Annotated in this window: 17 protein-coding genes; 12 read left to right on the forward strand and 5 right to left on the reverse strand. The window is 70.5% G+C overall.

Translation table 11 applies throughout. The features are described from left to right. Positions 1-49 precede the first annotated feature (49 nt). The 4 genes from SPK54_RS02640 to SPK54_RS02655 all read left to right on the forward strand — a co-directional run bounded on the left by SPK54_RS02640 (position 50) and on the right by SPK54_RS02655 (position 6452). On the forward strand, positions 50-2668 hold the full coding sequence (locus SPK54_RS02640) for a bifunctional aspartate kinase/diaminopimelate decarboxylase (protein WP_330946378.1): 2619 nt from the start codon (positions 50-52) through the stop codon (positions 2666-2668). 27 nt (positions 2669-2695) lie between these two features. Further along, positions 2696-4057 (forward strand): UDP-N-acetyl-alpha-D-muramoyl-L-alanyl-L-glutamate epimerase, encoded by a 1362-nt coding sequence (murL, locus tag SPK54_RS02645; protein WP_330946379.1) that lies wholly within the window; start codon positions 2696-2698, stop codon positions 4055-4057. Positions 4058-4061: 4 nt separating this feature from the next. Then, positions 4062-5459 carry a UDP-N-acetylmuramoyl-L-alanine--D-glutamate ligase gene (gene murD / locus SPK54_RS02650; RefSeq protein WP_330946495.1) on the forward strand — a complete coding sequence of 466 codons (1398 nt, stop codon included), beginning with the start codon at positions 4062-4064 and terminating at the stop codon, positions 5457-5459. Between the two features lie 198 nt (positions 5460-5657). Next, on the forward strand, positions 5658-6452 hold the full coding sequence (locus tag SPK54_RS02655) for a dienelactone hydrolase family protein (RefSeq protein ID WP_330946380.1): 795 nt from the start codon (positions 5658-5660) through the stop codon (positions 6450-6452). Positions 6453-6485: 33 nt separating this feature from the next. On the opposite strand, the gene SPK54_RS02660 is transcribed toward SPK54_RS02655, so the two are convergent. Continuing rightward, positions 6486-7499 (reverse strand): polyprenyl synthetase family protein, encoded by a 1014-nt coding sequence (locus SPK54_RS02660; protein WP_330946381.1) that lies wholly within the window; start codon positions 7497-7499, stop codon positions 6486-6488. A gap of 142 nt (positions 7500-7641) precedes the next feature. Between SPK54_RS02660 and ssb the strand changes: the two genes are divergently transcribed. Both ssb and SPK54_RS02670 read left to right on the forward strand, forming a co-directional pair. Beyond that, positions 7642-8181, forward strand: coding sequence for a single-stranded DNA-binding protein (gene ssb / locus SPK54_RS02665; protein WP_330946382.1), 540 nt, complete (start codon positions 7642-7644; stop codon positions 8179-8181). A gap of 200 nt (positions 8182-8381) precedes the next feature. Next, a complete protein-coding gene (locus SPK54_RS02670) occupies positions 8382-9545 on the forward strand; it encodes a P1 family peptidase (RefSeq protein WP_330946383.1) in 1164 nt (387 codons plus the stop codon). A gap of 6 nt (positions 9546-9551) precedes the next feature. Here SPK54_RS02670 and SPK54_RS02675 read toward each other — a convergent pair whose 3' ends face one another. Further along, positions 9552-10661, reverse strand: a complete 1110-nt coding sequence (locus SPK54_RS02675; RefSeq protein ID WP_330946384.1) for a helix-turn-helix transcriptional regulator — start codon at positions 10659-10661, stop codon at positions 9552-9554. Between the two features lie 207 nt (positions 10662-10868). On the opposite strand from SPK54_RS02675, the gene SPK54_RS02680 reads away from it, so the two are divergent. Together SPK54_RS02680 and dgcA are read left to right on the forward strand one after the other, a co-directional pair. Then, a complete protein-coding gene (locus SPK54_RS02680) occupies positions 10869-11891 on the forward strand; it encodes a DUF1611 domain-containing protein (RefSeq protein ID WP_330946385.1) in 1023 nt (340 codons plus the stop codon). A 37-nt stretch (positions 11892-11928) separates the two neighbouring features. Next, positions 11929-12912 carry an N-acetyl-D-Glu racemase DgcA gene (gene dgcA, locus SPK54_RS02685; protein WP_330946386.1) on the forward strand — a complete coding sequence of 328 codons (984 nt, stop codon included), beginning with the start codon at positions 11929-11931 and terminating at the stop codon, positions 12910-12912. Positions 12913-12980: 68 nt separating this feature from the next. Here dgcA and SPK54_RS02690 read toward each other — a convergent pair whose 3' ends face one another. Beyond that, positions 12981-14327 (reverse strand): serine hydrolase domain-containing protein, encoded by a 1347-nt coding sequence (locus SPK54_RS02690; protein ID WP_330946387.1) that lies wholly within the window; start codon positions 14325-14327, stop codon positions 12981-12983. A 136-nt stretch (positions 14328-14463) separates the two neighbouring features. Between SPK54_RS02690 and SPK54_RS02695 the strand changes: the two genes are divergently transcribed. Beyond that, positions 14464-14973: an acyl-CoA thioesterase gene (locus tag SPK54_RS02695; RefSeq protein ID WP_330946388.1), complete on the forward strand. Its 510-nt coding sequence runs from the start codon at positions 14464-14466 to the stop codon at positions 14971-14973. 46 nt (positions 14974-15019) lie between these two features. Here the strand turns inward: SPK54_RS02695 and SPK54_RS02700 are convergent, their stop codons facing one another. After that, on the reverse strand, positions 15020-15571 hold the full coding sequence (locus SPK54_RS02700; RefSeq protein ID WP_330946389.1) for a C40 family peptidase: 552 nt from the start codon (positions 15569-15571) through the stop codon (positions 15020-15022). A gap of 254 nt (positions 15572-15825) precedes the next feature. Continuing rightward, on the reverse strand, positions 15826-16299 hold the full coding sequence (locus tag SPK54_RS02705) for a C40 family peptidase (RefSeq protein ID WP_330946390.1): 474 nt from the start codon (positions 16297-16299) through the stop codon (positions 15826-15828). Positions 16300-16460: 161 nt separating this feature from the next. Here SPK54_RS02705 and SPK54_RS02710 point away from each other — a divergent pair, with 161 nt between their 5' ends. From SPK54_RS02710 to SPK54_RS02720, 3 genes are all read left to right on the forward strand, one after another. Then, positions 16461-16943, forward strand: a complete 483-nt coding sequence (locus SPK54_RS02710; protein WP_330946391.1) for a peptidylprolyl isomerase — start codon at positions 16461-16463, stop codon at positions 16941-16943. 395 nt (positions 16944-17338) lie between these two features. After that, positions 17339-18598 (forward strand): FAD-dependent oxidoreductase, encoded by a 1260-nt coding sequence (locus tag SPK54_RS02715; protein WP_330946496.1) that lies wholly within the window; start codon positions 17339-17341, stop codon positions 18596-18598. Positions 18599-18670: 72 nt separating this feature from the next. Then, on the forward strand, positions 18671-18859 hold the full coding sequence (locus SPK54_RS02720; RefSeq protein WP_330946392.1) for a hypothetical protein: 189 nt from the start codon (positions 18671-18673) through the stop codon (positions 18857-18859). The last annotated feature ends 145 nt before the right edge of the window (positions 18860-19004 follow it).

Here is a 19004-nt window from a genome sequence, read left to right on the forward strand (position 1 = left end):
CCGCAGGCCCGCGCGAGCGGCATCTTTCCCCCTTTCCCGACCAGGACCCATGTCCCCTTCCTCCCCCGCGTCCGACGATCGCTGGCTTGTCCTCAAGTTCGGGGGCACCTCGGTCTCGAAACGCACGCGCTGGGACAATATCGGGAAGCTGGCGGCGGCGCGCGCGCGCGACTTCGACGCGCGGGTGCTGGTGGTGGTGTCGGCGCTGTCCGGCGTCACCAACGAACTGACCGCGATTGCCGATGGCGCCGCGGACAGCGCGGAACGCATCGCCAAACTCGACGCGCGCCACCGCGAGTTCGTCGCCGGTCTGGACCTCGATGCAGGCGCGGTGCTGGGTGAACGGCTGGCCGCGGTGCACGCCCTGCTGGCCGATCCGCGCGCGGCCGCGCGCACCCTGGACTGGCAGGCCGAGGTGCTGGGGCAGGGCGAGTTGCTCTCGTCCACCATCGGTGCGGCCTACCTGCGTTCGCAAGGGCTGGACATCGGCTGGATGGATGCGCGCGACTGGCTCGATGCGCTGCCGCCGCAGCCCAACCAGAGCGCATGGTCGCAGCGGCTGTCGGTGAACTGTCGCTGGCAGGGCAGCGCCGACTGGCGCGTGCATTTCGCCTCGCAGCCCACCCGCCTGCTGATCACCCAGGGCTTCATCTCCCGCCACCAGGACGGCGGCACCGCGATCCTCGGGCGCGGCGGTTCGGATACCTCGGCCGCCTATTTCGGCGCGCTGCTCGGCGCCCGCCGGGTGGAGATCTGGACCGACGTGCCCGGCATGTTCAGCGCCAATCCGCGCGAGGTGCCGGACGCGCGCCTGCTGACCCGGCTGGACTATTACGAAGCGCAGGAGATCGCCACCACCGGCGCCAAGGTGCTGCACCCGCGCTCGCTGCGGCCCTGCCGCAACGCCGGCGTGCCGATGGCCATCCTCGATACCGAGCGCCCGCACCTGCCCGGCACCAGCATCGACGACGCCGCCGCGGCGGTGCCGGGGGTGAAGGCGATCAGCCGCCGCAACGGCATCGTGCTGGTGTCGATGGAAGGCATCGGCATGTGGCAGCAGGTCGGCTTCCTCGCCGACGTGTTCGCGCTGTTCAAGCAGCACGGGCTGTCGGTGGACCTGATCGGTTCGGCCGAAACCAACGTCACGGTATCGCTGGACCCGTCGGAGAACCTGATCTCCACCGACGTGCTGGCGCGGCTGTCGGCGGACCTGGCGCAGGTCTGCCGGGTCAAGGTGATCGCGCCCTGCGCGGCCATCACCCTGGTCGGGCGCGGCATGCGTTCGCTGCTGCACAAGCTGCAGGACGTGTGGGCGATGTTCGGGCGCGAGAACGTTCACCTGATCTCGCAGTCGTCCAACGACCTCAACCTGACCTTCGTGGTGGACGAGGCCGCCGCCGACGGCATGCTGCCCAAGCTGCACGAAGCACTGATCGACTCCGGCGCGATGCCGGTGCACGAGGCCGGCGTGTTCGGCCCGCGCTGGCGCGAGATAGAAGGCACGTTCCGCCCGCGCACGGCGCCGTGGTGGCAGGCCCCCGCCGAGCGCGAAGCCCTGCTGCACCTGGCACAGCAGGGCACGCCGCGCTACGCCTACCACCTGCCCACGGTGCGCGCCCGCGCCGCCCAGCTGAAGGCGATAGCCGCGGTGGACCGGCGCTATTTCGCGGTCAAGGCCAACCCGCACCCGGACATCCTGCGCACGCTGGCGGACGAGGGGTTCGGGCTGGAATGCGTGTCGCTGGGCGAGATCGAACGCGTGTTCGAAGCGCTGCCCGATTTCGACCCGCAGCGCGTGCTGTTCACCCCCAGCTTCGCCCCGATCGGCGAATACCAGGCGGCGCTGGCGCGCGGCGTCACGGTGACGGTGGACAACGTCGAGCTGCTGCAGCGCTGGCCGGAGGTGTTCCGCGGCCGCACGCTGTGGCTGCGGATCGACCTGGGCCATGGCGATGGCCACCACGAGAAGGTCAACACCGGCGGCAAGGAGGCCAAGTTCGGGCTGCCGGCGCAGCGGGTGGACGAATTCGTGGATCTGGCGCGCGCGCTGGACGTGCGCATCACCGGCCTGCACGCGCACCTGGGCAGCGGCATCGAAACCATCGGCCACTGGCAGGAAGTGGTGGACGAGCTGGCCGGCTTCGCCCGCCGCATCGGCAGCGTGGAAGTGCTGGACATCGGCGGCGGCCTGCCGATTCCCTACACCGACGACGACGAGCCCTTCGACCTCGACACCTGGGCGGCGGGGCTGGCCGCGATCAAGGCGGTGCATCCGGCCTTCCAGCTGGCGATCGAGCCCGGGCGCTTCCTGGTGGCCGAAGCCGGCGTGCTGCTGGCGCGCGCAACGCAGGTGGTGGAGAAGGACGAGGTGCTGCGGGTCGGGCTGGACGCCGGCATGAACGCGCTGATCCGCCCGGCGCTGTACGACGCGTGGCACGACATCCACAACCTGTCGCGGCTGGACGATGGCGCGCAGCGCGATTTCGACGTGGTCGGGCCGATCTGCGAGTCCAGCGACGTGTTCGGCCACCGGGTCAAGCTGCCCGCCGCCACCGCGCCGGACGACGTCATGCTGATCGCCGATGCCGGCGCCTACGGCTTCAGCATGGCCAGCGCCTACAATCTGCGGGCGCTGCCGGCGGAAGCCGTCCTTCCGGACGCGGGTTGAACCGCGCAGCAAAGCTATCGAGCAACCATGACCGACTGGATTTTCAACCGCGACACCATCCGCACGTTCCGCTTCGTCCGCTGCGCCTTCGACGCGCAGACCGGCGTGGCGCAATTGGTGTATGCCTTCGACGACGGCCCGGAACTGACCGAGACGGTCACCGTGCCGGGCGCGCCGTTCGCGCTGGACGAAGCGCGTGCCGCCGCTGCGCTGCGCGCGCTGCGCCTGCTGCACCTGATCGCCGGCGTGAGCTACTACAAGGCGGCGGTGCCGGGCGAGATCCGCCTCGACGATTACGCCATCGACGTCGACACCGCCGCGCTGCTGGAGAGCGTCTACCGCAACGGGCTGGGCGAATTCGCCTACCGCAACGGGCTGGACCTGCGCGGCAGGATCCGCTTTCCGGCTGACGCCGCGCCCTCGCTGCCCGCACCCGGGCTCGGCCTGCGCGAGCACGCGCTGGTCGCCATTGGCGGCGGCAAGGATTCGCTGGTCAGCATCGAGGCGCTGCGCGCCGAGGGCATCGCCCAGACGGTGACCTGGATCGGCGGCTCGCAGCTGATCGCCGCCTGCGCCGCGCACACCGGCCTGCCCACGCTCAACATCGGCCGCCAGCTGGCGCCGCAGCTGTTCGAATTCAACCGCCAGGGCGCGTGGAACGGCCACATCCCGGTGACCGCGGTGAACTCGGCGATCATGGCCTTCGCCGCGGTGGTGCTGGGCGTGGACCAGGTGGTGTTCTCCAACGAGCGCTCGGCCAGCTACGGCTCGCTGATCCCCGGCACCGGCGAGGTCAACCACCAGTGGTCCAAGGGCTGGGCGTTCGAATCGGCGTTCGGCGACTACCTGCAGTCGCACGTGGCCGCCGACCTGCACTACTACTCGCTGCTGCGGCCGCTGAGCGAGCTGGCGGTGGCGCGGCAGTTCGCGAAGACGGACCGCTACGACGCGCATTTCTCCAGCTGCAACCGCAACTTCCACATCCTCGGCGAGCGCCCCACCAGCCGCTGGTGCGGAGTCTGCCCGAAGTGCCATTTCGTGTTCCTGGCGCTGGCGCCGTTCATGCCGAAGCTGCGGCTGGTCGGCATCGTCGGCCGCAACCTGCTGGACGATCCGGCGCAGATCCCGGGTTTCGACGCGCTGCTGGAATACGGCGACCACAAGCCGTTCGAATGCGTGGGCGAAGGCCGCGAGTCGCGCGCGGCGATGGCCGCGCTGGCGCGGCGCCCGGACTGGCGCGAGGACGCGGTGGTGCAGCGCTTCGCCCGCCAGATCGCGCCGCAGCTGGACGCGGCCGTGCTGGCCATCGAGCCGCTGCTTGCGTTGGACGCGGAGCACCGCATCCCCGCCGCGCTGTGGGAGCGCCTGCGTGCCCGCTTCGCTGCCTGAGCGGCTGCGCATCGCCGATCTGGCCGGCCGCCGCGTGGCGCTGTGGGGTTGGGGCCACGAAGGCCGCGCCGCGCATGCGGCACTACGCACGCGATTGCCCGCGCAGCCATTGACGCTGTTCTGCAGCGAAACCGAAGCGGCGGACGTGGCGGCGCTGGGCGACCCGCTGCTGTCCATCGAGCATGCCGCCACCGGCGAGCGCCTCGCCGCATTCAACGTGGTGGTGAAGTCCCCCGGCATCAGCCCGTACAAGCCCGAAGCCGCGTATGCTGCGCAGCAGGGCACCCGCTTCATCGGCGGCACCGCGCTGTGGTTCGCCGAGCGCGCCGATGCAGCGGGCGAGGTGGCCAATGCCATCTGCGTGACCGGCACCAAGGGCAAGAGCACCACGTCCTCGCTGCTGGCGCACCTGCTGCGTGCAGCGGGGCTGCGCACCGCCCTGTGCGGCAACATCGGCGTGCCGCTGCTGGAATTGCTGGACGGCCATGCCGATGCCTGGGCCATCGAGCTGTCCAGCTACCAGACCGACGATGTTGCCGCTTCCGGCGCACGCCCGCGCATCGCCATCGTCACCAACCTGCACCCGGAGCACCTGGACTGGCACGGCAGCGAGGCGCGCTACATCGCCGACAAGCTGGCGCTGGTGACGCAGGCAAAGCCGCGCATCGCCGTGCTCAACGCCGCCGACCCGCTGCTGGCGAAACTGCAGCTGCCGGACAGCGAGATTCATTGGTACGGCGATGGGCGCGGCTGGCACCTGCGCGGCGATGCGCTGTGTCGCGGCGACACTCTGGTGATGGACACCACCGCACTGCCGCTGCCCGGCCGCCACAACCGCAGCAACCTGTGCGCGGTGCTGACCGCGCTGGAGGCGTTCGGCCTCGACGCGGTGGCCCTTGCCCCGCATGCGGCGACATTCCAGCCGTTGCCCAACCGGCTGCAGCCGCTGGGCGAAAAGGACGGCATCCTCTACGTCAACGATTCCATCAGCACCACGCCGATGGCCACGCAGGCGGCGCTGGACCTGTATGCCGGCCGCGAGGTCGCGGTGCTGGTCGGTGGCCACGACCGCGGCCTGCCCTGGGACGAGTTCGCCGACGCGCTGCGCGCGCGCGCGCCCAAGGCGGTCATCACGATGGGCCAGAACGGGCCGCGCATCCACGCGCTGCTGATGCCCGTGGCGGCGCAGGCCGGTTTCGTGCTGGAGACCGCGGGCGATCTGGCCGATGCGATGGACAAAGCGCGCTCGGCCCTGCCCGACGGCGGCGTGGTGCTGCTCTCGCCCGGCGCCCCCAGCTTCGGGCCGTACCGCAACTACGTGGAGCGCGGCCGCCACTTCGCCCGGCTGGCCGGCTTCGATCCCGACGCGATTTCCGGCATCCGGGGCATGGGCATCGCCTGAGCGTTCGCGGGTCGTTCCGCTGCCGCCCCCCGCGCCAGCCACTCGACGCGGGGCGCGCCGGCAGCGGATCAGGCCCCGCCCGCAGGCGCAGGCGATTCGGCGCGGCCGGCCCGACTGCGGGGCAGGCGCGGAAAAAACTTCACGGAAGCTGAACCGGATTCGCGTAGCGTGCGCGGATCATCTTCCCGGAGTCCCGCCATGCGCCGCCCATTGCTCGCCCTCGCGCTTTCGTTTGCCGCCTTGCCCGCATTCGCCGCCATGCAGGCCAAGCCCGTCGAATGGACGGTGGGCAAGGACCGTTTCAGCGGCTACGTGGTCTATGACGATGCCTCGGCGGCGAAGCGGCCCGGGCTGGTGATGGTGCCGAACTGGATGGGCGTCACCGACGATGCGGTGGCGCGCGCCAAGGCGGTGGCCGGGGCCGATTACGTGGTGCTGGTGGCCGACGTGTACGGCAAGGGCCGCCAGCCCGCCAACGCGGGCGAAGCCGGCAAGCTGGCCGGTGGCCTCCGCGGCGAGGACCGCGGCGCGCTGCGCGCCCGCATCGAAGGCGCGGTGGCGACCTTGAAGGCGCAGGCCGGCAACGCGCCGCTGGATGCCGCGCGGATCGGCGCGTTCGGGTTCTGCTTCGGCGGCTCCACCGTGCTGGAGCTGGCGCGCAGCGGCGCGGATCTCGCCGGCGTGGTCAGCGTGCACGGCGGGCTGGCGCCGGGCGCAAAATCGGCCACCGCCACCGCGGTGAAGACGCCGGTGCTGGTGCTCAACGGCGCCGACGACAAGGCGGTACCCGACAGCGATATCGCCGCCTTCGAACAGGAGATGGATGGCGCCGGCGCCGACTGGCAGTTCGTCGATTTCAGCGGCGCGGCGCACTGCTTCGCCGAGCCGTCGGCCGGCAGCGATCCCGCCAGCAACTGTCGCTACGACGAGCGCGCGGCGAAGCGCGCCTACCGGATGATGGCGGACTTCTTCCGCGAGCGGTTCGCGCTGTAGCGGGGCGCTTGGGCGTTCGGCGCCGCGGCCAGTTCAGTGGTCGCGGCTGACCGAATACCGCGCCAGCCCGCGCAGCGCATCCACGTAGGCATTGCCGGGCAGCGCCGCCAGCGCGGCATCGGCGGCGTCGGCGTAGGCCATGGCCCGCGCGCGGCTGTAGTCCAGGCTGCCGCAGCGGGCGATCGCCGCCTGCACCGCGGCCAGGCCGTCGAGGTCGCCGTCTTCCACGATCCGTCGCAGCTCGGCGCGCACGCCGTCGTCGCTGTGCGCCATCGCGTGGATCAGCGGCAGGGTCATCTTGCCTTCGGCCAGGTCGTCGCCGAGGTTCTTGCCCAGGATGGCGGCGTCGGAAGCGTAGTCCAGCACGTCGTCGGCGATCTGGAAGGCGTAGCCCAGGCGCAGGCCGTAGTCGTGCAGCGCCTGCTGGGTGGCGGCGTCGGCGCCGGCCAGCAGCGCGCCCAAGCGGGTGGCGGCGGCGAACAGGATCGCGGTCTTGCGCTCGATCACCCGCAGGTAGGCGGCTTCGTCGGTGTCCGGGTTGCGCACGTGCAGCAGCTGCAGCACCTCGCCCTCGGCGATCAGGTTGGTGGTGTCGGCCAGGATCTTCTGCACGTCCATCCGCCCCAGTTCCACCATCAGCTGGAAGCTGCGCGAGTACAGGAAGTCGCCGACCAGCACGGACGCCGCGTTGCCCCAGACGGCATTCGCGGTCTTGCGGCCGCGGCGCAGGTCGGATTCGTCGACCACGTCGTCGTGCAGCAGGGTGGAGGTATGGATGAATTCCACCACCGCCGCCAGCTGGTGCGCGTCGGCGCCGATGCCCTTGCCGTCCCCGTCGCCCAGCGCGCCCGTCGCCAGCAGCAGCAGCATCGGCCGCAGCCGCTTGCCGCCGGCGCCCACGATGTACTCCGCGATCTGGTTGACCAGCACCACGTCCGAGGCCAGCCGGCGGCGGATCAGCGCGTCCATCGCGGTCATGTCGGGCGCGGCCAGGGCCTGGATCGCCTTGAGGTCGGGCGCGGCGTGCGCGAGGTCGGGAGCGGTCATGGGTGGCATCGGCGGGGAATGCCGAAGTATAAGCGGTGGGGGTGTTTTCCGACCCCCCGGCGCGGCGTCGGCCGGCTGCCGGCCGTTATACTCGGATGCCATCGTCCACCCCGGGCGAGACGAGACAAGAGCGAGGCAGCACATGGCACGCGGCGTGAACAAAGTGATCCTGGTCGGCAACCTCGGCAACGATCCCGACGTGAAGTACACCCAGGGCGGGATGGCGATCACCACGCTGAGCGTGGCCACCACCAGCGTGCGCAAGGACCGCGACGGCAACCAGCAGGAGAAGACCGAGTGGCACCGGGTCAAGCTGTTCGGCAAGCTCGGCGAGATCGCCGGTGAGTACCTGAAGAAGGGCCGCCAGGTCTATATCGAGGGACGCCTGGAATACGGCTCCTACGAGAAGGACGGGGTCAAGCACTACACCACCGACATCGTGGCCGACGAGATGCAGATGATCGGCAGCGGCGACGGCCAGCGCGGTGGCGGCGAAGGTGGCGGCGGCTACCAGCAGCGCGGCGGCGGTGAAGGCGGCGGTTACCAGCGTGGAGGCGGTGGCGGCTACGGCGGCGGCGACCGCCCGCAGCGCAGCGCCCCGGCGCAGCGTCGCGAGCCCGCGCAGGCGCCGGCCAAGCCGGCGTTCGACGACGTGCCGTTCGACGACGACATCCCGTTCTAGGACCTACCTGCCCGCAAGGGTTGGGCCCGGGCGCGCAGCGCGTGCCGGGGCAGCCGACTGGAGGAAAGCAGGGTTTCCCCCGATGCGCCGGCGCGGCGCGGCGGGCAGCATCCGGGGACGGGCGTGGCCATGGCGCCGCCCGTCCTGCGCGGCGATCCGCCCGGCGGTTCCGCGCTTTTCCGACTGGAGGCGATGCATCGATGAAACCCGGATTCCTTGTCCTGCTCCTGCTGCTCCTGCCGGCCGCGATGGCGCCCGCCGCTGCCGGCGAGCAGCGGCCGCGCGCGCGCGCCGCCGGCGTGATCATCGGCAGCATGGCGCCGGGCCCGCACAACGCGATCACCGACGTGGAAGGCGTCGGGGTGGGCCACGCCACCCTGACCGAAGGCACGCGCCTGCATACCGGCGTCACCGCGATCGTGCCGCACGCCGGCAACATGTTCCGCCAGCGGGTGCCGGCGGCGATCGTGGTCGGCAATGGCTTCGGCAAGCTGGTCGGGATCACCCAGGTGCAGGAGCTCGGCGAACTGGAAACGCCGATCCTGCTGACCGGGACCCTGGGCACGTGGAAGGTCGCCGACGCCGCGGCGGACTGGCTGCTGCGCCAGCCCGGCATGGAGAACGTCCGCTCGATCAATCCGGTGGTCGGCGAAACCAACGATGGCTATCTCAGCGACATCCGCGCGCGCCCGCTGACCCCGGCGCTGGTCGAACAGGCCTTGACCACGCTGTCGACCGGTGCGGTCGCCGAAGGCAGCATCGGCGCCGGTGCCGGCACGGTGGCGTTCGGCTGGAAGGGCGGCATCGGCACCAGTTCGCGCCGGCTCGCGCAGGCGGACGGCGGCTATACGGTCGGGGTGCTGGTGCAAAGCAATTTCGGTGGCGACCTCACCATCGCCGGCGTGCCGGTATGGAAGCAGCTGCCCGACCCGGCGGCACAGGCGCAAAGCCTCAAGGCGCCGCCGCCGAGCACCGGCGATGGCAGCATCATGATCGTGGTGGCCACCGATGCCCCGCTGGACGCTGCCGGCCTGCAGCGGCTGGCCCGGCGTGCGCTGGTGGGCCTGGCCCGCACCGGCTCGGTGATGTCGAACGGGTCCGGCGATTACGTCATCGCCTTTTCCACCGCGAAGGAAAACCGTCGTGATCCAGAGGTGGCCGTGCAGCCGGCGCGCAGCGTTGCCGGCGAAGCGATCACGCCGCTGTTCCAGGCCACTGCCGAGGCGACCGAGGAAGCGATCGTGAATTCGCTGTTCCGCGCCACCAGCGTCCGCGGGCACCGCGGCAACGCCGCCGCGCTGCCGCTGGCGCCGGTGCTGCAGGCGTTGCGCCGGGCCGGGGCGGTGCAGGCGCCCGCGCGCTGAGGCTGTTCAGCCGAGCAGCCGCGCCAACTGGGTGCGGTTGGCGACATCGAGCTTGCGGAAGATCGAGCTGACCTGGCTTTCGATGGTCTTGCGCGAACGGCACAGCTGCTGCGCGATGTCCCCGTTGCGGAGCCCGGCGGCGACCAGCGCCGCCACCTTGCGCTCGCTCGGTGACAGCGACTTCAGCAGCGGCACGACCCGTGGCGAGGTGGCGTCGACCGCCGCCGCAGGGCCGCCATCGGCGAGGATCAGCAGGTGCTGGGCGGAACGGGAGGAACGGCCCGGCGCCGAGCTGATTTCCAGGCGCAGGCGCAGGTCGGGACGCCGCGGGTGCTGGAGCGCCAGCGTCGCCCTGTTGCCGGGGGATTGCGGGCACGCGGACGCGTCTTCCAGCCACTGGCGCAATGGCGTTTCGATCGTGCGCGGAAGCCGTCCGCTCGCTTCGGCATCCTCGCTCCAGCGACGGCACAGGCGGCTTGCTTCCAGCGACATCCAGCTCGGCACCAGGTCGCCGTCCACCAGCACCGCCGGCAGCGGGAACTCATGCAGCAGGGTTTCGAATGCGTGGCTGCGCGCGCGTTCGCGCTCCAGCGTGCGGATGCGCTGCAGGCTGGCATCCAGCAGGGGGTACAGGTCCATCAGGAAAGCGGTTTCGCCGTCCGACAGCGCCGTGTGGCCGGCGCGGATGCGGATGCTCAGCACCGCTTCCAGCCGGGTGGCGTCCCAGAACGCAAGATGGATGAATTCGTGCCAGCCGGGCGTCTGGTCCTGTGCTTCCAGGCGCGCGCGCGCAGCGGCATCCTGCGAAGCGATCTGCGAAAAGGTGTACCAGCGCACCCGCGGGTTCGCGGTCAGATAGGGGGCGGCGACATCCAGGCTGGTGGCCAGTCGCGCGGCATTGCCGCCGCTTTCCGGCAGGTGGTGCCTGCCCTGCAGGGGATGGAATCCCTGGATGTCGAACAGCAGGCTGCAGGAGTGGCAGGGCAGGGCGCTGGTGATGAGCGCGGCGCAGGATGCCCAAAGTGCGTCCAGGTCGGCGGCCTTCACCAGGTTGGCACGCGCCACTGCCAGCGTGTCCGCATGGGCGAGGGCGTTGCAGGCATCGGGTATCAGCATTTCGTCCCTTGGCGGAAGGCGCGCGGCATGTCTCGGCGGTGGTGCGTGGCGTCGTGCGCGCGAACTTGTAGCACCGGCCCAAGGGGGCGGCAAGGCGGGTGGCGGGAACATGCGGGTTTTCTCCGATTCCGGCGGCGGGCGGCTGTGGTCGAATGGTGCGCGAATGGCGGACGCGGACCTGCGGCCGCGGCAATGGAGGACAGATTCGTGGACCAGTCGTTGAACACGGTGGTTTTGCAGACGCCCTATGTGCTGTTCCTGGGCGAGGAAACCAATCCGCTGAAGGCCAAGACCGCGCTGGGCCTGCGCGACTGGGCGCCGGCCCATTGCCTGGGCCAGACGCGCATGCCCGGTGGCAGCGTGGACCTGGGCCTGCCCGAACTGGCGCCGGTCGCGGCCGCTGCGGCTGGCGCCCGCTCGCTGCTGATCGGCGTCACCCCCGTGGGCGGGCGCATCCCCGCGCACTGGGCGCCGGTGCTGGTCGCCGCAGCGCAGGCGGGCCTGGACATCGTCAGCGGGCTCCACACGCCGCTGGAATCGGTGCCGGGCCTGGCGCGGGCCGCCGCCGCGGCGGGCGTCAGGCTGGTGGACGTGCGCCGCCCGCCCGACAACCTGCCGCGCGCCACCGGCAAACGCCGCAGCGGCAAGCGCGCGGCGATGGTCGGCACCGACTGCGCACTGGGCAAGAAATACACCGCACTGGCGCTGGCCAAGGCGATGCGCGAGCAGGGGATCGACGCCGATTTCCGCGCCACCGGGCAAACCGGGATCATGATCGCGGGCGCCGGCATCGCGGTCGACGCGGTCATCGCCGACTTCATCGCCGGTGCGGCCGAGTGCATCTCGCCCGCGGCCGCGTCCGACCATTGGGACCTCATCGAAGGCCAGGGCTCGCTGTTCCATCCAGCCTATGCCGGCGTCACCCTGGGCCTGCTGCATGGCTCGCAGCCGGATGCGCTGATCCTCTGCCACGACCCGTCGCGCACGCACATCGTCAGCTGGCCTGACTATCCGCTGCCGGGCCTGGAGGATGCGCGCGATCTGTACCTGCGCATGGCGCGGATGACCAATCCCGGCGCCCGCCTCGCCGGGGTCAGCCTGAACACGTCTGCCCTGGACGATGCGGCGGCGCAGGAAGCGCTGGCGCAGGCCGAACGGGTGCTGGGCGTGCCGGCGTTCGACCCGATGCGCACGCCGCTGGAGCGTGCGGTTGCGGCCCTGCTGGATTGAGCGGTGGGCCAGTGATGCCACGCTGCCGAGGGAAGACATGACGCGCAAGCTGCTGGTCAGGCCGCACGCCTGGAAACTGAAGGAACCTTTCGCCATCTCGCGTGGCGTGCGCAGCGAGGCGCGGGTCGTCATCGTCGAGCTGGAGGAGGACGGCAAGGTCGGTCGCGGCGAAGCCTGCGGCGTGCCCTACCACGGCGAAACCCAGGAGACGATGGCGGCGCAGATCGAAGCGGTGCGCGCGGCGATCGAGGCCGGCTGCGACCGCCAGCAGCTGCTGCACCTGCTGCCCGCCGGCGGTGCGCGGCACGCCGTCGATGCGGCGTTGTGGGATATGGAAGCCAAGCGCACCGGCGTACCGGTCTGGCAGCGCGCGGGTGCGCCCGGCTGGCGGCCGATCGACAGCGCCGTGACCATCGGCATCCGCGGCATCGCCGATTACGAAGCGGCGGCGCGCGAACGCGCGGCCTTTTCCTGGATCAAGGTGAAGGTCGGCCCCGGCTCGCCGCTGGAAGCGGTGGCCGCGGTGCGGCGCGGCGCGCCGGACGCGCACTTGATCGTCGATGCCAACCAGTCGTGGACGCTGGACGAGCTGCGCGAGTACGCGCCGCAGCTGCAGCCCTGTGCGGTGGATCTGCTCGAACAGCCGCTGGCCGCCGGCACCGACGCGGGGCTTGGCGACTACGCCGGGCCGATCCCGCTGTGCGCCGACGAGTCGCTGTCCACCGAGGACGACCTGCCGCAGCTGGTGGGGCGCTATCAGTTCGTCAACATCAAGCTGGACAAGGTCGGTGGATTGACCGCCGCACTGCGGTTGGCAGAGGCGGCGCGCGCATCAGGATTCCGGCTGATGGTCGGCTGCATGCTGGGCGGTTCCGTTTCGGTCGCGCCGGGCATGGTGCTGGCGCAGCAATGCGAGGTCTGCGATCTCGACGGCCCCTGGCTGCAGTCGGAGGACTGGCCCGGGGGCATCGTCTATCGGCAGGGACGCATGTCACTGCCCGCGCCTGCGCTCTGGGGCTGAGATCGCGGCAGGCCGGGCGGAACCGGCCGCCCTTGGGGTTCGCCGGTTCCAGCGCCGCAGGCCGGGTGTCATTCCTGGCCGTTGATCCAGTCGAGCGCCGGATAGCTGCCATCGCCCATGAACAGCCGCAGCACCTGCTTGTAGGTGGCCGGCCCGTTCTCGCTGTTGGTGAACAGCACCAGGCTTTCGCCGGTGGATGGATCGAGCGCGAAGAAGGCCTTGAAGCCGGGATTGTCGCCCCAGTGCCAGGCCAGCCGCCGGCCATCCGCATCCTGCAGGCCCACCCCCAGGCCCCAGGCGATGAAGGGGTCGGCCGGATTGGGCGACGACGCGTTGTCGGCGTTGCTGGACGGCGAGAACATCATCGAGCGGGTTGCCGGCTCCAGGCCTTCGCCCTTGTACAGCGCGCGCTGGATGAAGTTGGCGTAGTCGCGGGCGGTGGTCACCAGCGTCCATGCCGTGTTCTCCCACGCGAACACCCGCTCCGCTCGGGGCGTCCCGTCCTGTTCGTGGCCCGACGCATTGCGCGGGTCGGATGCGTGCTTGGTCAGGAAACTGCTGCTGGGCATGTCGAACCGCGAAAAGACTTCCTGCTCCGCCAATGCGTCCCAGCTCGAACCGGCGATGTGCTCGAGGGTCCGCTGCAGCAGGTAGAAGCCTTCGCCGGAATAGGCGAAGCGCGTGCCGGGCGCAAAGCTGCTCTCCAGCGGCGTGCCGTCGATAGCCGGGTTCGAAGGCGAGATCTGCCAGTTCGGCAGGCCGGTGGTGTGGTTCAACACCATGCGGGCGGTGATCCCGCGGGCAAGCGCGTTGTCCTTGGTCCTGGGCGAATGCCAGTAATTCCACAGCGGTGCGTCAAGGTCGATCTTCCCTGCAGCCGCGAACCTGAGCGTGATGTAGGCGGCGACGACTTTCGACAGCGATGCAGCCTGGAACGTCGTCTGTTCGGTGACCCTTGCCCCGGTGTCGGCGTTCAGTACGCCGTGGAGATAGGTTTCGCCCTCGCCGTGCCGCAAGTGGACCAGCTGCGCCCCGGGGATGCCGGCGGCTCGCAACGCGTCCTCGAAGGCTGCGTGCCGGGCGGCGCGTTCGTTGCCGCTTGCCGCCGGTTGGATGCGCTCGTCCTTCGCGGGATCGGCCCCTTGCGCGGACAGATGGGAGCAGGCGGCCGTCGACAACAGTGCCATCGACAGGACGGCTGCGCGTATCTGAATCCTCATGTTTCCCCTTGGGGTGTCGGGCACGTGCCGGCACGACTGCATGGCAATGGCCGCTTCGTGCCGGCAGGAGGAGCGCTGTCCACGACGCACGCCGTCGTGTCCGCTGGATACTAGCCCGCTGCTTCGCGAGTCCTGCGCAGCGGGAGAAGAATCAGGGTTTTCCCTGATCCGCCCGGCGCTGGCGCACCGGCCCATGCCTGCTGGCCCGCGCATGCCGGTCCGGGGGGCGGGCGCAAGGCGAGAGGCGCGGCGGATGCAGCCGACCATATGTGGCATCGGTTCCGTTAGTCTTGGTGCCGCCGCCGCACCCGGCGCGCTTCCGGAGCCTTCCATGAGCGGACGCCAGCGCCAGTTGAGCATGGGGTTCCTTGCCGAGCCGTCGGACGTGAACTTCGGCGGCAAGGTCCACGGCGGGCAGGTGATGCGCTGGATCGACCAGGCCGGCTACGCCGCCGCGGTCGGCTGGAGCGGCCACTACAGCGTCACCGTGGCGGTAGGCGGCATCCGCTTCGTGGCGCCGATCCGGATCGGCGACCTGGTCGCGGTGCAGGCCACGCTGATCCATACCGGGACCACGTCCATGCATTTCGCGGTGGACGTGCGTGCGCGCGATCCGCGGGCCGACGAGGCCGACGCACGCCTGTGCACCCACTGCGTCATCGTGTTCGTGGCGCTGGACGCTCCGGAAGGCGCACCTGTACCGGTGCCCGCGTGGCAGCCGCGCAGCGAGGAGGACCGCAAGCTGGCGGAGTACGCGCAGCAGGTGATGGCGCTGGGCCGCGACGTGGAACAGGCGGTGGCGCGCTACCGGATGGCTGCCGCCGACGCTCGCAAACAGTGACGCCGCCCGCAGGCGGCGTCATCGGTGCGGTTCGTGGCGTGCCGGCTCAGCTGCCGGTGGCCAGGCGCCGCGCCTCGAGATACTTCTGCGCCCAGTAGCCGTTGGTCAGGCTGGAGACGGTGACGTCGCGGCCGGTGCGCGGCGCGTGCACGAACTTGCCTTCGCCGACATAGATGCCGACGTGGTCGATGTGGCCGCGCTTGCCGAAGAACACCAGGTCGCCCTCGGCCAGCGCGTCGCGGCTTGCCACCTTGGTGCCTTCGTCGGCCATCGCGCGGGAGACGCGCGGCAGGTCGATGCCGATGGTGCGGAACACGTAGCCGACCAGGCCACTGCAGTCGAAGCCGCTCTCCGGCGAACTGCCGCCCCAGCGATAGGGCGTCCCGAGCAGGGAGAACGCGCGCTGCAGCACGGTCTTGACCAGCGATGGGCTGGTCGGCGCGTCCTTGGCCTTCTGCAGGATGGCCAGCTGGGTGGCCAGCGGCGCGGTATCGGGGGTGGCGATGGCGGCGGGGGCGGGCAGGGCCAGCGCGGTGGCCGGGGTTAGCGCAGCCGCTGCTTGCGGTGCGGTGTCGGCCTTTGAAATCGCGGGATTCATGGCCAGTGCCGGCAGGCTGCCCGCCACGAGGGCGAGGGCAAGGACCAGTCGGAGCGCGCGGCGGGAGCGCGGTGCGGAATGGCCGTGGGGCAGGTTTGCTGTCTTCACGCGGTCATCACGAAGCAAAAACAGGGGCGACTATGCCCGCGATGACGGGTCAGGAAGTTCAGAAAGCGTTAGATGGTGAAAGATGAATAGGCGAGAATTCACATATCCATCATCGGGATGCGAGATTTCGTGACGGATATCACGTTTCACTCCAGCAGCCTCTTGGCCCCCGTGTAATGGTCGATCCACCAGTGTCCGTCCAGGGAATCCAGCCGGACCGTCCCGCCGCTGCTGGGCGCATGGACGAAGCGGCCTTGGCCGACGTAGATGCCGACGTGGCTGACCTGCCCGCCGCTGCCGAAGAACACCAGGTCGCCTCCTGCCAGCCGCTCCGGCCGGATGCGCGGCCCCTGCAGGGCCGCCAGTTCCCGGGTGGTGCGCGGCAGCTGCAGGTTCAGCATGTCGCGGAACACGTAGCCGACCAGGCCGCTGCAGTCGAAGCCGCTCTCCGGGGTATTGCCGCCATAGCGGTAGGGCGTGCCGACCAGGCTGATGGCGCGCATCAGCACCGCGTTGGCCCTGGCCGGGTCGGCCGGCGCCACGGTGGGCCAGTCGCGCGCGGCCTCCCGCGGCGGCGGGTTGCGGACCGCTTCGCCACCCCCGCAGCCGGACAGCGCCATGGCCAGCAGTACGGCTGCCAGGAGCGCCGGCAATGGCGCTGGCGCGGCGCAGCGTCGATAATGCGCGCCCGGTCGCTGGATGCAGTCGGCTGGTTCCATCCCGCGCAGTGTTGTCGCAACTGCATGCTGCGGCAAGCGCCCAACCGATTGGCAGGCACATCATGAAGATCGAAAAAGACCGCGTTGTCCGTTTCCACTACGCCGTGGCCGAAGCCGGCAAGGAACAGCTGGAAAGCTCGAAGGCCGTGGGCGAGCCGCTGGCCATCCTGTTCGGCCGCGGGCAGATCATCCCCGGCCTGGAAAAGGCGATGGATGGCCATGAGGCCGGCGACAGCTTCAAGGCCGCCGTCACCGCCGCCGACGCCTACGGCGAGCGCCGCGACGGCCTGACCCAGCGCATCCCCAAGAAGCATTTCGGCGAACAGAAGCTGGCGCCGGGCATGCAGGTGGTGCTGAACACCAATTTCGGCCCGCGCGCGGTGACCATCGAGAAGGTGGGCATGAGCGTGGTCGACGTGGACCTGAACCACCCGATGGCCGGCAAGGACCTGGAGTTCGACATCGAGATCGTCGAGGTGCGCGAGGCCAGCGAGGAAGAGATCGCGCACGGCCACGTGCACGGCGAGGGCGGCCACCAGCATTGATTCATGCTGGGCATGAATCGATCCCAAGATTTGCCACGCGAACCTTGGCCCCCGCAGTTCGCTGCCAGGCCCCCATTGGTGCCTGCGGCACGAATCGCCCCCTGACGGCGGTTTCCGGGTTGCACCCGGAAACTCCCCAAAGTTCGCCTTGCGAACTTCGGGCCCCGCCGGGTGCTTCCACACCCCCATTCGCGCCTGCGGCGCGAATCGCCCCCTGACTCGGGGGGCTGTTTCCGGGATTGGTGATCGCAACGGCCCGCTCGCGGGCCGTTCGCGTTTTTCCCGCCGGTGCATGACGCCATTCCGTCAAGCACGGGCATGGGACTGCTTCGCCGGCGCCGGCGCGCGATAATGGGCGATCTTTCCAGTGGACATCGACCATCGTGAGCGCAGCCATCGCCGAACAATCCATCGATTGCCTCGTGGTCGGCGCCGGCGTGTCCGGACTCGCCACTGCGTTGGCGCTGCTCGATGATGGCCGCGAAGTGACGGTGATCGACGCCGGCAAGGTCGGCGCCGGCGCTTCCCACGGCAACTGCGGCACGCTCACGCCCAGCCACGCGCCGCCGCTGGCCGGCCCGAACACCCTGTTGCGCGCCGCGCGCTGGATGTTCACCCCTGACGCGCCGCTCTACATCAAGCCGACCCTGGACCCCGATACCCTGCGCTGGATGCTGGGCTTCATGCAGCGCTGCAACCACCGCGACTACGTGGCCAGCGCCCGCGCCAAGTACACCCTGCTGTCGGATTCGCGCCAGCGCATCCAGCAGTGGGTGGAGCGCTATGCGCTGGACTGCGAGTTCGCCGAAACCGGCGAGGACTACGTGTTCAAGACCCGCCGCGACATGGACCGCGAACTGGGCGACGTGCCGCTGCTGAACGAGCTGGGCGTGGACGTGGAGGTCGTGGAAGGCAGGGACTACGAGGCGCGCGATCCGGCCTTCAAGCCGGGCCTGGCCGGCGCGATGTGCTTCCGCGGCGATGCCGCGCTGCGCCCGGACCGCTACGTGGCCGAACTGGCCCGGGTCGTGCGCGAGCGTGGCGGCCGGATCGTCGAGCACTGCGCGCTGCAATCGCTCGAGTCCGGCGCACAGGGCGTGCTGGCCACCACTGCGCAGGGACCGCTGCGCGCCCGCGACGTGATCCTGGCGACTGGCGCGTGGTCGCCGCGGATCGCCTCGGCGGTGGGCCTGCCGTGGCTGCGCAAGACGATCCAGCCCGGCAAGGGCTACTCGATCACCTACAGCTCGCCGCCGCTGGCGCCCAAGCGGCCGGTCATCCTCTACGAGCCCTCGGTCTGCGTGACCGCGTGGGGCAGCGGCTACCGGCTGGGCAGCACGATGGAGTTCACGGGTTTCGACGACAGCCTCAATGAAAAGCGCCTGGGCGCGCTTGAGCGCGGCGCGGCGCAGTTCCTGCACCACCCGGTCGGCCCGGAAGTGCGCGAGAAGTGGTGCGGCTGGCGGCCGATGAGCCGCGACGACATCCCGCTGATCGGCCGCGCGCCCGGCCATCCGCACCTGTGGATGGCGGTCGGCCACGGCATGATGGGGGTGAGCATGAGCGCCAGCACCGGCCAGCTGCTGGCCGACATGATCGCCGGCCGCACGCCCTGCGTGGACCCGGCGCCGTTCGATCCCGCGCGTTTCGCCTGAGCCCCGGTGGCCTGTTGGCCGCGGCCGGTGCACTATCGAGCGCCGGCCGGGGATCGGCGCAGGAGACGGATGATGACCACGAGCAAGGCCCGCGCCGACTTCCGCATGCAGCTGCTGGGGCTGGCGATCCTCGCCGCCGCGGCCTGGCTGGTCTACTGGCTGCTGGGCCGGTTGTTCCCGTCCGAACTGCACGCCACCGCGGACTGGCTGGCCGCGCGCTTCCACGGCGTGGTGCGCTGGGTTTCCGGCTGGTTCTCCTAGAGCCCTGCGCCAGGGGCCGCGTTGGGCGGCGCAGCCGCGGACGGTCGGGTTTCTCGGGCCGGCAACACGGCTGGCCGCCCTTGCGCTGAAGTCGCGCCCCGGAAAATCACTCGTTGCCGGATGAACGGATGCCGCCGGCACGGCC

It is taken from the genome of Thermomonas sp. LB-4 (assembly GCF_036409385.1).
Lineage (GTDB): Bacteria > Pseudomonadota > Gammaproteobacteria > Xanthomonadales > Xanthomonadaceae > Thermomonas.

Bases quoted from the DNA above. Each gene is read 5' to 3' on its own strand.
- SPK54_RS02700 (WP_330946389.1), bottom strand. From the start codon at position 15,571: ATGAATCCCGCGATTTCAAAGGCCGACACCGCACCGCAAGCAGCGGCT.
- SPK54_RS02675 (WP_330946384.1), bottom strand. From the start codon at position 10,661: ATGCTGATACCCGATGCCTGCAACGCCCTCGCCCATGCGGACACGCTG.
- ssb (WP_330946382.1), top strand. From the start codon at position 7,642: ATGGCACGCGGCGTGAACAAAGTGATCCTGGTCGGCAACCTCGGCAAC.
- murL (WP_330946379.1), top strand. From the start codon at position 2,696: ATGACCGACTGGATTTTCAACCGCGACACCATCCGCACGTTCCGCTTC.
- SPK54_RS02655 (WP_330946380.1), top strand. From the start codon at position 5,658: ATGCGCCGCCCATTGCTCGCCCTCGCGCTTTCGTTTGCCGCCTTGCCC.
- SPK54_RS02720 (WP_330946392.1), top strand. From the start codon at position 18,671: ATGACCACGAGCAAGGCCCGCGCCGACTTCCGCATGCAGCTGCTGGGG.
- SPK54_RS02690 (WP_330946387.1), bottom strand. From the start codon at position 14,327: ATGGGCCGGTGCGCCAGCGCCGGGCGGATCAGGGAAAACCCTGATTCT.
- SPK54_RS02640 (WP_330946378.1), top strand. From the start codon at position 50: ATGTCCCCTTCCTCCCCCGCGTCCGACGATCGCTGGCTTGTCCTCAAG.
- SPK54_RS02705 (WP_330946390.1), bottom strand. From the start codon at position 16,299: ATGGCGCTGTCCGGCTGCGGGGGTGGCGAAGCGGTCCGCAACCCGCCG.
- SPK54_RS02670 (WP_330946383.1), top strand. From the start codon at position 8,382: ATGAAACCCGGATTCCTTGTCCTGCTCCTGCTGCTCCTGCCGGCCGCG.
- SPK54_RS02695 (WP_330946388.1), top strand. From the start codon at position 14,464: ATGAGCGGACGCCAGCGCCAGTTGAGCATGGGGTTCCTTGCCGAGCCG.
- SPK54_RS02660 (WP_330946381.1), bottom strand. From the start codon at position 7,499: ATGACCGCTCCCGACCTCGCGCACGCCGCGCCCGACCTCAAGGCGATC.
- SPK54_RS02710 (WP_330946391.1), top strand. From the start codon at position 16,461: ATGAAGATCGAAAAAGACCGCGTTGTCCGTTTCCACTACGCCGTGGCC.
- dgcA (WP_330946386.1), top strand. From the start codon at position 11,929: ATGACGCGCAAGCTGCTGGTCAGGCCGCACGCCTGGAAACTGAAGGAA.